The following is a 13,674-nucleotide window of genomic DNA, read 5'->3' on the forward strand; positions in this document are numbered from 1 at the left end:
ACTTTAAGATGAGGAGAATGAAACATGACAAAATTAGTTGATTTATCCATTACAGATTTTACTGCTAAGCTTGGTTCAGATGAGCCTGCACCAGGTGGTGGCTCTGCCTCAGCTTTAGTTGCAGGTGTTGGTGCTGCACTTACAAGAATGGTTGCAGAATTAACAGTAGGAAAAGAAAAATATGCAGAATACAACGATGAAATGGAAAGCTTACTAAAAGAAATGACATCCTTGAATGACAAGCTCCTTGTTGCCATTGATGCCGATACAGAAGCTTTCAACAAAGTATCTGCTGTCTTCACAATGCCTAAGGAAACAGACGAAGACAAGGCAAAAAGAAAAGAAGCGATGCAAGAAGCACTTAAATATGCAACAAAAGTACCTTTTGAAACAATGGAATTGATTGCAGATGCAATTCGTTTAACTGCAACAGCGATTGGTAAGTCCAATACAAACGCCGCTAGTGACCTCGGTGTTGCTGCACTCACTATGAAGGCTGGTCTTTATGGTAGCTGGCTCAACGTTCTCATTAACATTGGTGGTGTAAAGGACGAAGACTTCAGAAACGAATATGCTAAAAAAGGTCAAGCTATATTAAAAGAAAGCTCTGAAGTAGCCGATCATATTTATAAAGAAATAGAAAAATCATTGTAGACCTGACTTAATAATGACGTAAAGGAGAATGAACATGGCTAGTGATATTGAAATTGCAAAACAGAATAAAATGGTACCCATCACAGATATCGCTGAAAAAATAGGATTAGATCAAGATTCAATCGATTTATACGGATCCTATAAAGCTAAACTTGACATCCATGAATTAGATCGTTTAAAGGATAAGCCGGACGGAAAGTTAATTTTAGTCACAGCGATTACACCAACAGCTGCTGGTGAAGGTAAAACGACGACATCTGTCGGTTTAGCAGACGCGCTACATGCTCAAAATGAAAATGTCGTAGTTGCTTTAAGAGAGCCTTCATTAGGACCAGTATTCGGTGTTAAAGGTGGAGCCGCTGGCGGTGGTCATTCACAGGTCGTCCCTATGGAAGATATTAACCTTCACTTTACAGGAGACTTCCACGCCATCGGTGCAGCGAACAACCTTTTAGCTGCAATGATCGATAACCATATCCATCATGGTAATGTATTGGATATTGATAATCGTCGCATTACTTGGAAACGTGTTGTCGATATGAACGATCGTCAGCTCAGATATATTGTAAACGGCTTGAATGGTAAGACGAATGGTGTACCTAGAGAAGATGGCTACGATATTACGGTAGCATCTGAGATTATGGCTATTCTATGCTTATCTAATGGCTTAGATGATTTAAAAGAACGCATTAAGCGTATCGTAATTGGCTATTCAAGAGCTGGCGAACCAATTACTGCTGGTGACTTGAAAGCAGAAGGTGCGATGACAGCTTTATTGAAAGATGCGATTCGTCCAAACCTTGTGCAAACATTGGCGAAGACACCTGCCATTATTCACGGTGGTCCATTTGCTAATATTGCGCACGGCTGTAACAGTGTTATTGCAACGAAACTGGCTTTGAAATATGCCGATTATGTTGTTACAGAAGCTGGCTTTGGTGCCGACTTAGGGGCAGAGAAATTTATTGATATCAAATGCCGTAACGCTGGTATCCAGCCTGATGCTGTTGTGCTAGTCGCAACAATCCGCGCATTGAAGCTACACGGCGGCGTTGATAAAGATGCGTTGGGCTCTGAAAATGTAGCAGCTGTTAAAAAAGGTATGCCGAACTTGATGAAGCATATTGAAAACGTAAGAGACAATTACGGTCTGCCATTAGTTGTTGCGATTAACAAATTCCCAACAGATAGCGAAGAAGAAATCGAAGCTGTTAAACAGGCTTGCGCTGAGGTTGGTGTTGATGCTGTACTTGCTGATGTTTGGGCAAAAGGCGGCCAAGGTGGATTAGAACTTGCAACAAAAGTAAAAGAGAACGTTGAAAAAGACAATAACTTCCACTATGTATATGAAGACGAAGATTCAATTGAAGAGAAAATCAATAAAATAGCAACAAAGATTTATGGTGCAGACGGTGTAGACTTCAGTGACGAAGCCCAAAAAGAACTTAAAACGTTATCAGATATGGGCTTTAACAATCTACCAATCTGTGTTGCTAAAACACAGTATTCATTCTCAGACAATAAAGAGTTGCTCTGTAGACCAGAAGGCTTCCGTATTACAATTCGGAACTTAAAAGTATCCGCTGGTGCAGGCTTTATCGTCGCATTGACGGGTGCAATCATGACAATGCCTGGTTTACCAAAAGCACCTGCAGCTGAAAGAATCGATATTGACAGTGAAGGTGAAATCACAGGCTTGTTCTAAAAAAACTGTAACAAAGTGAACGAATCAATCTCCCATTAGCCATAATTTGGCTACTCCTCTTGATTATAAAAACACCTCCGCAATCCCAGGCGGAGGTGTTACGTTTATTTCTCTGTTTTTTTAGTTTAGGCTTTAGCCGTTTTGTGATTAACAAATGCTACGACTTCTTCTGCCGTATCCATACCGAGTAACGTGTCCGTATAAGAAGCAAATTCTTTTTGAGATAAGCTGAGCAATTGGGAACGGGCGGGCAATATTGATGTTGCACTCATACTGAACTCATCGAGTCCAAGCCCGAGGAGCATTGGAATTGCCTGTGGGTCGCCACCCATTTCACCACACATGCCGACCCATTTGCCTTCAGCATGGGCTGCCTCAATCACATTATGCACAAGTGATAGAATTGCTGGATTATATGGTTGATATAAATAGGATACACGCTCATTCATTCGGTCAGCTGCCATAGTATATTGAATTAAGTCATTCGTGCCAATGCTAAAAAAGTCTACTTCTTTGGCAAACTGTTTGGCCATTACGGCTGTGGACGGAATTTCAACCATAATACCGACCTCGATATTGTCAGCAACCTCTACGCCATCTTTTTGAAGTGATTCCTTTTCTTCGATTAGATATTTTTTAGCGTGACGAAATTCGTCCAGAGTCGCAATCATCGGAAACATGATTTGCAAATGACCATGCGCACTCGCGCGCAGTAATGCTCTCAATTGTGGACGGAAAATATGCTCATTTTCTAGGCAAAAGCGAATCGCTCTAAAACCGAGAAAAGGATTCATTTCCTCTGGTAATTCCAGATAATCAAGGTTTTTGTCTCCACCGATATCAAGGGTACGAACGACAACAGGCTTACCATCCATTTTTTCTAACACGGTTTTATAGGCTTCATATTGTTCATCCTCAGAAGGCATTTCCGATCTACCCATGTATAAAAATTCTGTACGGTATAGACCAATTGCTTCGGCGCCATTCTCAAGTGCTGCTTCAACGTCGTCAGGTGTACCAATATTGGCTGCGAGCAAAACGTCCTCTCCATCTGCTGTATAGGTTGGTTCGTCCTTAAGCTTTGCCCATTCTTCTTTTTGGGCCGCAAATTGTGTTTGTTTATTTTTGTATGCTTCAACAGTGTCTTGATCAGGGTTGATAATGACGTGACCATCAATGCCGTCAACAATTACGAGATCACCTTGAGATGTTTGTTCAGAAATGTGCTGTGTCCCAACAACAGCAGGAATATCAAGTGATCGCGCCATAATAGCAGAATGAGATGTACGACCACCAATATCTGTCGCAAAGCCCTTTACAAATTGTTTGTTTAACTGAGCTGTATCGGACGGGGTTAAGTCATGGGCGATGACCACAACCTCCTCGTCAATTAAAGCTGGATCAGGGAAGGCGACGCCTAGTAAATGCGCTTTTACCCTGTTGGATACGTCTTTGATATCGGCAGCACGTTCCCGCATATATGCATTATCCATTGCTTCAAATATGGTGACAAAGTCTTGTACGGTATGATCTAGGGCAGCTTCAGCTATTGCGTTTTCATCTGTAATTTTTGCTTTTATTGGACCAATGAGTTCTGGGTCATCAAGAATCAGTAAATGAGCGGAGAAAATTTCGGCTTGCGCATCACCCATTTTAATTTTGGCGTGGTTTTTAATCGTTTCAAGCTCTTGTTTGGATATTGCAAGCGCCTGTTCTAATCTATCTATTTCCATTTGGGGATCATCTGCTTGCTTGTTCGTATAAGACAGATCTGGCAATACTAAATGATATGCTTTTGCGATTGCGATGCCATTTGCTGCTGCAATACCTGTTAAATTGTTCATAAAACGCCACCAGTCCTTTGCCATGTTTTACCGGCATTTACGGGTCTAAAATGAATTCCATTGGAAGGCTTATGTCAATTCTAAAGATGATTGTGGAAAATAGGCGGCCCCTAAAAAACCGGTTCGAATCATCGGGCATTCATTCTGACAAGCGTGCCAGGAGATGTACCCTTTACGAAATACTGCTGTTTTCCTTAGTCTTCTAGTTGCTTGGAGTTTAGTGTGTGCAATTGCTGTACAATCCAGTTGTATACTGCTTGATAAACCTCTTGATGATTGGATTCATGCAATAGTTCATGTCGACCATCTTGGAAAAGCATCGTTATAATTTCGGTCAACCCAGCGTTAACATACATTTCGGCAGTTTTCCATACACCTCTACCATAATGACCAACAGGATCTGAATCGCCGCTCATGATGAGCATCGGTAAATCGGGTCTAATTGCTTCATTGCGTGTGTCATTATGAATGAAGGCTAGACCCGTCATCAAATCATAAAAAAATTGCGCTGTCGGTACAAAACCGGTTAGAGGATCATCGTTATATGCTTGAACTGCTTCTGGATCTCTTGACAGCCAGTCAAAATCATCTTGATGGTCTGGAATCTTGCGATTATAAGAGCCAAACACCAATTGATTAAGAAACGTTGATTCCTTTTTTGGTGGGAGCAATAATGCAAGCTTTTGGGCAAAATGTGATGCAGACTCTGTATGATAGCCTGTGCCACAAAGAACAACGCCATCGACTAAATAACTGTGCTTTTGAATAAAGTGCCTGACGAGAAACGACCCCATGCTATGTCCGAACAGAAACAAAGGAATGTCCGGATATTGCTCTTTAATTAATCGCGTGATGGTGTATAGGTCATTTGATGTCTTGGAAAAGCCATCCTCATCGGCAAAATAGCCTAATTTTCCTTGTCTCACACCGGTTTGACCATGACCTCTGTGATCATTACCATAAACGACAATATTATGCGTCGCTAGAAAATTAGCGAAGGCGTCATAACGACCGATATGCTCAACCATTCCATGAGCTAATTGAACAACAGCGCTCGGTTTGTTGGAGGAGTTCGGTAGCCATTTATTTACAAATATCTCTGTCCCATCATCCATCGTTAACCAGAAATCGTGTTTCATGAAATCATTCCTTGTTTATCATTGATTGTACATACTTCTATCATAGAAGGTATTAACGGTTCTGTCCAAGACTAAGGGTGTTTGAAGCATGTAAAAACAAAAACGTTTGAATGAAAAGTGAAATATAACTTGCTATTAAAAAGAGAGTTATGCTAAAGTAAGATTAGCTATTGTGCGTTATGGGAGGTGTCGAGCGAACATGGAAGCGTTTGTTAATATATTATTGATCATTAATTCAATCGTTTTGATCGTTTTTGTTCTATTACAGACAGGAAAGAGTGCAGGGTTGTCGGGGGCAATCTCAGGTGGTGCTGAGCAGTTGTTCGGCAAGCAGAAAGCACGCGGACTTGATCTTGTCCTACACCGTGGCACGATTATTACGGGTGTACTGTTTTTTGTTCTTGCATTTTTAAGCGGTTATGTTTTTTAATATTAGCGATAGGTAGCCCTTATCACTTTAGTTATAGTGATAAGGGCTTTTTCCGCGTTTAAAAATAAAGGGATGACTTGGGAAAAGGATTGTTTTTGTCTAGACTGAGAGTATGATGGAATAAAAAGGGTATAGTAGGTAGAGAAGGAGAGGTACATACATGAAGATTGTGCAACCTAAACCATTTACATTTGAAGCAGGTCCGCGTGCGGTTTTATTGCTTCATGGGTTTACGGGTCATTCCGCTGATGTTCGCATGCTAGGGCGCTTTTTAGAAAAAAAAGGGTATTCAAGTCATGCGCCGATTTATCGAGGACATGGAACGACACCAGAAGCATTAATTCAGACGCATCCTGATCAGTGGTGGGAAGATGTTGTAGCTGCCTATGAGCACTTGGTAGATCTCGGCTATTCAGACATTGCTGTGGCAGGTCTGTCACTTGGTGGTGTGCTGGGACTGAAGCTTGCATATTCGCGAAATGTAAAAGCTGTTATACCAATGTGTACACCGATGTTTTTTGATAATGAAACGCAGCTCACGAAAGGCTTCAAGCAGTTTGCTACAGAGTATAAACAAATGGAACAAAAAACGGAAGCAATCATCTCAGAGGAATTAACGTCATTAATGCATGGTTCTGAGCATTTGTTTCAAGAACTTGGCCAGTTTATTGAAGAGGTAAGACGTGAGGTCGATACCATTTATACGCCGACAATGGTCGTACAATCGCGACATGATCATATGATTAACCCTGATAGTGCACATTATATTTATAATCATGTTGAGGCCGAGGACAAAAAACTACAGTGGTATGAAGAATCTGGTCATGTCATTACACTCGATCAAGAAAAGGACAAGCTTCATGATGATATTTATCAATTTTTAGAAACGCTAGACTGGGACGTGTGATTAATTTGTACAGACCCTGTCTATAATGATGTTGAAAGAAGGTGAACGTAAGATGATAGAACGTATAAGACAATTTTTTAATGAACATGATACAAAGCCCTTATCAGTCCATGAATTAGAAGCTGAACTTGATGTACAAGAAGCGACTGATTTCAAAGATATGGTTAAAGCTCTAAATGAACTAGAGGAAAGCGGAGAACTCGTCCGAACGCGAAAAAACCGCTTTGGTCTACCTGAAAAAATGAACTTGATTCGTGGTAGAATTCAAATGCATGCGAAAGGGTTTGCATTTTTAATTCCCGATGATGAAGATCGTTCGGATGTTTATATCCATCACTCTGATCTAGCTTCAGCTATGAACAATGATAAAGTGCTCGTCAGAGTTGAAAAAACAGATGATGAGCGCGGGCGCCCAGAAGGAACGGTTATCCGCGTTCTTGAACGCGCGACCCACCAAGTCGTCGGTACGTTTGAGGATACTGGTACATTTGGCTTTGTTATTGCGGATGACAAGCGGATCCCGAACGATATATTTATACCAGAGCATATGAAACACGGTGCAGTGACTGGCCATAAAGTCATTGCCCAAATTACGAAATACCCTGAAGGACGCATGAGTGCTGAGGGTGAAATATCTAACATACTCGGACACAAAAATGATCCTGGTATTGATATCATATCGATTATTCATAAACACGGGATTACCGTTGACTTCCCAGATGAAGTACTCGAAGCAGCTGCTGCAGTGCCAGAAGAGATTTCAGAAGATGAACTGATGGGACGGAAAGATCTACGTCATGAAACGATTGTAACGATAGACGGTGCCGATGCCAAGGATCTTGATGATGCGATTACTGTAAAAAAACTAGACAACGGGAACTATAAACTTGGCGTTTACATTGCCGATGTGAGCTATTATGTGCCAGAAGGATCTCCAATTGACAAAGAGGCGTATGAACGTGGCACAAGTGTTTATCTTGTCGATCGTGTTATTCCGATGATTCCACATCGGCTGTCAAATGGTATTTGTTCATTAAATCCTAAAGTGGACAGGCTGACACTCGGCTGCGACATGGAAATTGATCCAACCGGGAAAATTGTCAACCATGATATTTTCCAAAGCGTCATTAAAACGACAGAACGCATGACGTATTCAGATGTTAATAAAATTCTGGTTGACAAGGATGACGCCGTAAGAGAGGCGTACAAGCCATTAGTTCCGATGTTTGAGCAAATGGAAAAGCTTGCAGCCATTTTGAGATCGAAGCGCATGGGCCGTGGGGCAATTGACTTTGATTTCAAAGAAGCACAGGTGCTCGTTGATGACGAGGGGCGTGCTGAGGATGTTGTGCTCCGCGAACGACAGGTTGGCGAGCGGATGATTGAGGAATTCATGCTGGCAGCGAACGAAACTGTTGCTGAGCATTTTCATTGGATGGACGTGCCATTTATTCATCGTATACACGAAGACCCTGATCAAAGTAAATTGCAGCATTTCTTCGAGTTTCTCGCTGGGCTTGGTTATTCTGTTAAAGGTACAGCAAATGAGGTGCATCCACAGGCCTTACAGAAGGTTTTAGAAGAAGCTGAAGGTCAGCCTGAGGAAATGATTATTTCTAAGCTGATGCTGAGATCGATGAAACAGGCAAAGTATGACCCACAAAGCGTTGGGCACTTCGGATTGGCGACAGAGTTTTATACACACTTCACGTCACCGATCCGCCGTTACCCTGACCTGATCGTACACCGATTAATTCGCACCTATCTCATTAACAAAGACATCACAGGACAAACGATTGGTAAATGGAAGGAACAATTACCTGATATTGCCCGACACACATCAGAGAAAGAACGTACAGCCGTTGATGCAGAACGCGAAACAGATGACCTTAAAAAAGCGGAATACATGGAAACGAAAATTGGCGAAGTCTTCCCTGGCATCATTAGCTCCGTAACGAGCTTTGGCATATTTGTTGAATTGGAAAATACTGTTGAAGGTCTCGTCCATGTGAGCTATTTAACGGACGACTACTATCATTTCGATCAGAGAAGCTATGCGTTAATTGGTGAAGTGACTGGCAACGTACTGCGGATTGGTGACGAAGTGAAGGTTAAAGTGATTGGGGTCAACCTTGATGAACGAGTCGTTGATTTCGAGCTTGTAGAAGCAGCAGGATCAAAACGAAAACAAAAGAAAAAAAGCAAGAACGGTAACGGCAAACATGACAAACGCGACAAACGTGGTAAAAATGATAAACTAAAAGCCGCCAAGAACAGTAAAAACGGTAATCGTAAAGCAAAAAAACATCGTAAATAAATATGAGAACGCCGAGTTTGGAATATAATTTTAAAGTTTAACAACAAAGACTAACAATGCTCACTACTAGCTCCGGAAATATACGCAGACTCATGCGGGAGGAAGGCATAGGTTAGACCCCACAGTGCGATAGGGAAGGAAGGCTAAACCGCGACGACAATCGCCACGCCTTCATGACCAACATCGTGTTGGCCCGAGGCTAACCAGCAGCCACCCGCGGAAAGCGAAGTATATTTCCGGAGCGGTCGTATTGTTCAATTTTTTTGTTGAAATCTTTTTTCCTTGTCTCTGGCGTTTTTTTTTGTCATATAGAGTAAATTCTGTATTTCCATTGGATTTTAGCGTTGTATTTGTTAAAATGTTCATACATACAGTAGGAGGAACGACGANAGCAGCCACCCGCGGAAAGCGAAGTATATTTCCGGAGCGGTCGTATTGTTCAATTTTTTTGTTGAAATCTTTTTTCCTTGTCTCTGGCGTTTTTTTTTGTCATATAGAGTAAATTCTGTATTTCCATTGGATTTTAGCGTTGTATTTGTTAAAATGTTCATACATACAGTAGGAGGAACGACGATGGCAAAAGGATTTGGAAAGACGCTCGCACAAAATCGTAAAGCGTCACATGACTATTTTATAGAGGAAACGTATGAAGCCGGCATCGTTTTGCAAGGAACAGAAATTAAATCTGTTCGCGGCGGACGGATCAATTTAAAGGATTCGCATGCGGTGATTGACCGTGGCGAAATCAAATTGATTAACATGCATATTGCCCCGTACGAACAAGGCAATCGTTTTAATCATGACCCGACCCGAACACGTAAACTATTATTGCATCGGAAAGAAATCGATAAGCTAACTGGGTTGACTCAGCAGCAAGGGTATACGCTTGTTCCTTTGAAGGTTTATATTAAAAACGGCTTTGCGAAGATATTGCTCGGACTCGGTAAAGGTAAGAAGAAATACGACAAGCGTGAGGATTTGAAGCGGAAGCAGATGAAACGTGAGGTCGACCGGGCGATAAAAGAACGCATGCAGTAATATTTTTGAAATTAAAGCTATAAGAGCAGCATCATGAAAGAGACATTCTAAACATAGAAGCCACCAGTCTGGTTCGCATGACCTCGACTGGTGGTTTTGATCTATCAAATGATCTTTATAATTTGGATGACTTTAAAACGACCAAAGGGGGCGTTGCTGATGAATGGCATTAAAGGGGATTGGTTTTCTTGTCGTGACGATGTTCTGGCTCTGACAAAGCAGCTTGTAAATATCGAAAGCATTGTTAATACAGAAGGGGAAAAGGTCATTGCGCATGCGTTGTACACTAGAATTGCGTCTTTACCTTATTTTATGGATCGTCCGGAGCAGGTCACAATCGAACAGACGACAGACGATGATTTAGAACGCTTCAATGTGCTTGCTTATGTCAAAGGTACGAAGACAAAAACGAATCGCACTGTTATTTTAATGGGTCATATGGATACCGTTGGCGTAGATGACTTTAACCGTCAGCGTGATTACGCCTTTGACCCTGATCAATGGATGGATTTTTTACAAACAGAGGACATATCTGACCAAGTTCAAACCCACCTCGACTCCGGAGATTGGCTGTTTGGGAGAGGTGTGCTCGATATGAAAAGTGGATTAGCGAGCAATTTATATTTATTGATGTATTATGCTAAACATCCTGAGCAGCTCTCTGGAAATCTGGTGTTTTTATCAGAATGTGATGAGGAGGACAGTTCTCACGGTATTTTATCAGCATTGGATACGTTGAAAAGCTGGCAGCAGGAGCACGGATTCCATTATGCTGCTGCAATTAACAGTGATTTTGTCGCCCCGCAATATGACGGTGATGAAAACAGGTATGTGTATAAGGGGACGATTGGCAAGCTGTTACCATCCTTTCTGATCACAGGTGAAGAAACACATGTCGGCTCTTGTTTTGCAGGAATTGATCCGAATTACATAGCCGCTGAATTAACACGGCAAATTAGCTATAATCCAGCTTTATGTGATACTGCGCAGGGAGAAATGACGATACCACCTGTATCACTGAAACAAATGGATCTTAAACCATCCTATACGGTTCAAACAGCTTTATCTGCACTTGTATATTATAATTTCTTCACACATTCTTGGTCACCGCAGAAAGTACTTGAGATTTTAAAGAGAGAAGCAGAAACCGCTTTTCAAAATGCGCTTCATACGTTTGAACAGCGTTATCGGAGTTATTGTGACGCGAGTGGCCATCCTTATCAAGGCATACCGTGGAAACCACGTGTATTCTTATATGAAGACATGGAACAAATGCTAATTGAAGCCCATGGTCAAGCGTTTATTGATCACATGAATCAATTTAAGCAAGACCTCATGTATGATGAAACGCTCGACATCAGAATGTTTGCCGCTCGGGTTGTAGAAGAAGCGTGGACCTGGATGGAAGATAAAAGCCCTGCTATTTTCCTATTTTATTCATCGGTGTACTCACCGAGAGTGGAGCTAAAAGGAGAAAGTGAGGATGAACAGCGGCTGCTCAAGGCACTTGATGCAAGTGTGGAAGCCGTACAACCACATTATGAGCACCCGATCACAGTTCGGAACTTTTTCCCGCACATTTCAGATATGAGTTTCATGGCACTTAGTGATACGAAAGCGGAAATAAAAGCCGTGTCGACGAATAATCCGGCTTGGGGAACGAAGCATGAAGTGGATTACGAAAAAATACGCGAGCTGAATATTCCTGTGATCAATATCGGTCCATACGGTATGGACGGTCACAAAAAAATGGAACGCATGGAAATGACGTATTCACTTGAAATCGTGCCTAATTTAACGAATCAGATTATCAAAAGCGTGTTGGATGAGTGCTCGTAATTCAATTAAATTAAAAAGATCGTACTAACAGTCCACAATTGGGCTGTTAGTTCGGTCGTTTCATTTCAACTCAAATAAGACAGTTATAACGAAACGGAAAGGGACGATTTTATAAAAACATTCGTCTTATTTCATTTTGGTATGTGTCATGAATGGGAAATCATTTTTGAACATGCGGATAAAACGTATATTTCCTCTCGCAGCCGCATATTCCATGAACCGCGCGCATATATCATATTCAGCACGTATATAGCCCGATCAAGACGTATAAGTTAAAATAGAGCCGCATATCCAAGACTCGAGCCGCATAAAATGCGAACCAGCCGCATATCCAACAGCACCCATGCATTTCTCAGAATAAAAATCAAAAAGGAAGTCGTCAATCATAGACACTTCCTTCTAGCACGTCTAAGTGAGGGAATCACACGCACGCGAAACACATATTTCCTCTCGCAGCCGCATATCCCATGATCCTTACGCATATCTCATAAAGCGCCCGCATATACGCCAGTCTTGACGTATATATCGTAAAAGCGCCGCATATGCCACAATTCCCACGCATAAATCGTGAATCAGCCGCATATCTAGAAGTACACACGTACACTCTCAATTCAAAAGCAAGAATGCGACATATTATAGGTGTGTTAAGTCATACCACACCAACCAGTTCGGATAAAAGCCACATTCAACTGAAATGGGGTCGGTAGCAAATGAGAAAAAAATTATACATTGGCATGTTTATTATGGCAATTCCCATTACTGTATTTATACTTTTCCACGAATCTGCTCAAGATCCTGATACTCCAACGACTGTAAAACATGATGGTGTGTCAATCACTCAAATAGGAGAAATTCTCTATACGCAATATGAAAAACTGCAAGATATTGAACAAGATGCTGAATTAATAGTAGTTGGAAAAACAATTCAGAACTATTCAGAGCTCGCTCAAAGTCAAGCAAAGGTTACAGAGTATGATCCATTAGGTGAATTTTTGGTATAAACGCCATTTGAGATTACCCGAGTTGAAAAAGGGGACTATGAAGGGAAGGAAATTCAAGTCGTGCAACCATTATTGTTGGAGGATGGAAACAAAGATATACTCACCTTACCAGGCTATTCCCCGTTAGTTCCAGAAGCTACTTATGTCCTTTTCCTTGCCAAATCAGAATATGGAAAAAGTGAAAATCAGGAGTATGCTTGGAATATCATCTCCATGAACCATGGAAAATACAACATTGATGGAAAAGACCCGCTTGAGGATGTGTTTTCTGACGCCAAACAGTTGAAACTACAAAAGTCTGTTATTAAAAAGTATGGTATAGATCACTAATAATGCTAGACAGAACTGCGGTTGAGAGGGTTGATTTTTCAGCTATATATGCTATAATTAATCATGTCAGATGATGAAGTTCGACTTGATCCTCAGACGTTACTCATTTTATGGGGACGTTACGGATTCGACAGGGATAGGTCGAGCTCAGGTGGCGCGTCGAGGTTACGACTCGTAAAACGTTACTTGCCTATAATAACTGGCAAACAAGAAAATTACTCTTTAGCAGCTGCGTAAGCACTGTTAAAGGATCCTTTCTGCTATCGCCCGTGTAGCAGCTGAAGGGTCCCAAATGAAGCGGGCTATACCATCATTCGCTGTTCGAGGATGTTGGTTGAAACTAATCGAACTAGCTGCATGGAAGCCTGTCGATAGGCCGAAGTGACAGCGAATGCGAATATATCGACTACACGTGTAGAAGCCTGAGTGCCGATATCTTTGGACGCGGGTTCGACTCCCGCCGTCTCCAC

Annotated in this window: 11 protein-coding genes and 1 other RNA gene; 10 read left to right on the forward strand and 2 right to left on the reverse strand. The window is 41.6% G+C overall.

Annotated elements, in window-relative coordinates; translation table 11 throughout:
* Positions 1–24 precede the first annotated feature (24 nt).
* Positions 25–654: a cyclodeaminase/cyclohydrolase family protein gene (locus HPC67_RS13095; RefSeq protein ID WP_217588624.1), complete on the forward strand. Its 630-nt coding sequence runs from the start codon at positions 25–27 to the stop codon at positions 652–654.
* A 28-nt stretch (positions 655–682) separates the two neighbouring features.
* Positions 683–2,359 carry a formate--tetrahydrofolate ligase gene (locus HPC67_RS13100; RefSeq protein ID WP_217588625.1) on the forward strand — a complete coding sequence of 559 codons (1,677 nt, stop codon included), beginning with the start codon at positions 683–685 and terminating at the stop codon, positions 2,357–2,359.
* A gap of 125 nt (positions 2,360–2,484) precedes the next feature.
* Here the strand turns inward: HPC67_RS13100 and ptsP are convergent, their stop codons facing one another.
* Positions 2,485–4,203: a phosphoenolpyruvate--protein phosphotransferase gene (ptsP, locus tag HPC67_RS13105; RefSeq protein WP_217588626.1), complete on the reverse strand. Its 1,719-nt coding sequence runs from the start codon at positions 4,201–4,203 to the stop codon at positions 2,485–2,487.
* Positions 4,204–4,397: 194 nt separating this feature from the next.
* Entirely contained in the window at positions 4,398–5,342 is a 945-nt protein-coding gene (locus tag HPC67_RS13110; RefSeq protein ID WP_217588627.1) for an alpha/beta hydrolase, read from the reverse strand.
* A gap of 199 nt (positions 5,343–5,541) precedes the next feature.
* Between HPC67_RS13110 and secG the strand changes: the two genes are divergently transcribed.
* The 8 genes from secG to ssrA form a co-directional block, all read left to right on the forward strand.
* Entirely contained in the window at positions 5,542–5,772 is a 231-nt protein-coding gene (gene secG / locus HPC67_RS13115) for a preprotein translocase subunit SecG (protein WP_217588630.1), read from the forward strand.
* 160 nt (positions 5,773–5,932) lie between these two features.
* Positions 5,933–6,679 (forward strand): alpha/beta hydrolase, encoded by a 747-nt coding sequence (locus tag HPC67_RS13120; protein ID WP_217588631.1) that lies wholly within the window; start codon positions 5,933–5,935, stop codon positions 6,677–6,679.
* A gap of 52 nt (positions 6,680–6,731) precedes the next feature.
* On the forward strand, positions 6,732–8,996 hold the full coding sequence (rnr, locus tag HPC67_RS13125; RefSeq protein WP_217588632.1) for a ribonuclease R: 2,265 nt from the start codon (positions 6,732–6,734) through the stop codon (positions 8,994–8,996).
* Positions 8,997–9,569: 573 nt separating this feature from the next.
* Complete coding sequence (smpB, locus tag HPC67_RS13130; RefSeq protein ID WP_217588634.1) at positions 9,570–10,034, forward strand: SsrA-binding protein SmpB; 465 nt, start codon at positions 9,570–9,572, stop codon at positions 10,032–10,034.
* Between the two features lie 159 nt (positions 10,035–10,193).
* Positions 10,194–11,873 (forward strand): M20/M25/M40 family metallo-hydrolase, encoded by a 1,680-nt coding sequence (locus HPC67_RS13135; RefSeq protein ID WP_217588635.1) that lies wholly within the window; start codon positions 10,194–10,196, stop codon positions 11,871–11,873.
* Between the two features lie 710 nt (positions 11,874–12,583).
* Positions 12,584–12,874, forward strand: coding sequence for a hypothetical protein (locus tag HPC67_RS13140; RefSeq protein ID WP_217588636.1), 291 nt, complete (start codon positions 12,584–12,586; stop codon positions 12,872–12,874).
* Positions 12,875–12,934: 60 nt separating this feature from the next.
* Positions 12,935–13,204, forward strand: coding sequence for a hypothetical protein (locus HPC67_RS13145; RefSeq protein ID WP_217588637.1), 270 nt, complete (start codon positions 12,935–12,937; stop codon positions 13,202–13,204).
* A 112-nt stretch (positions 13,205–13,316) separates the two neighbouring features.
* Positions 13,317–13,674: a transfer-messenger RNA gene (gene ssrA / locus HPC67_RS13150) on the forward strand; the annotation flags it as partial.

It is taken from the genome of Lentibacillus saliphilus (genome assembly GCF_019093865.1).
GTDB classification, from domain to species: Bacteria; Bacillota; Bacilli; order Bacillales; family Amphibacillaceae; genus Lentibacillus_B; species Lentibacillus_B saliphilus.

What these genes read in the sequence shown, in the direction of transcription:
- HPC67_RS13110 (WP_217588627.1), bottom strand. Translation starts at nt 5,342, where the DNA reads ATGAAACACGATTTCTGGTTAACGATGGATGATGGGACAGAGATATTT.
- HPC67_RS13140 (WP_217588636.1), top strand. Translation starts at nt 12,584, where the DNA reads ATGAGAAAAAAATTATACATTGGCATGTTTATTATGGCAATTCCCATT.
- secG (WP_217588630.1), top strand. Translation starts at nt 5,542, where the DNA reads ATGGAAGCGTTTGTTAATATATTATTGATCATTAATTCAATCGTTTTG.
- HPC67_RS13095 (WP_217588624.1), top strand. Translation starts at nt 25, where the DNA reads ATGACAAAATTAGTTGATTTATCCATTACAGATTTTACTGCTAAGCTT.
- HPC67_RS13120 (WP_217588631.1), top strand. Translation starts at nt 5,933, where the DNA reads ATGAAGATTGTGCAACCTAAACCATTTACATTTGAAGCAGGTCCGCGT.
- HPC67_RS13100 (WP_217588625.1), top strand. Translation starts at nt 683, where the DNA reads ATGAACATGGCTAGTGATATTGAAATTGCAAAACAGAATAAAATGGTA.
- rnr (WP_217588632.1), top strand. Translation starts at nt 6,732, where the DNA reads ATGATAGAACGTATAAGACAATTTTTTAATGAACATGATACAAAGCCC.
- smpB (WP_217588634.1), top strand. Translation starts at nt 9,570, where the DNA reads ATGGCAAAAGGATTTGGAAAGACGCTCGCACAAAATCGTAAAGCGTCA.
- ptsP (WP_217588626.1), bottom strand. Translation starts at nt 4,203, where the DNA reads ATGAACAATTTAACAGGTATTGCAGCAGCAAATGGCATCGCAATCGCA.
- HPC67_RS13135 (WP_217588635.1), top strand. Translation starts at nt 10,194, where the DNA reads ATGAATGGCATTAAAGGGGATTGGTTTTCTTGTCGTGACGATGTTCTG.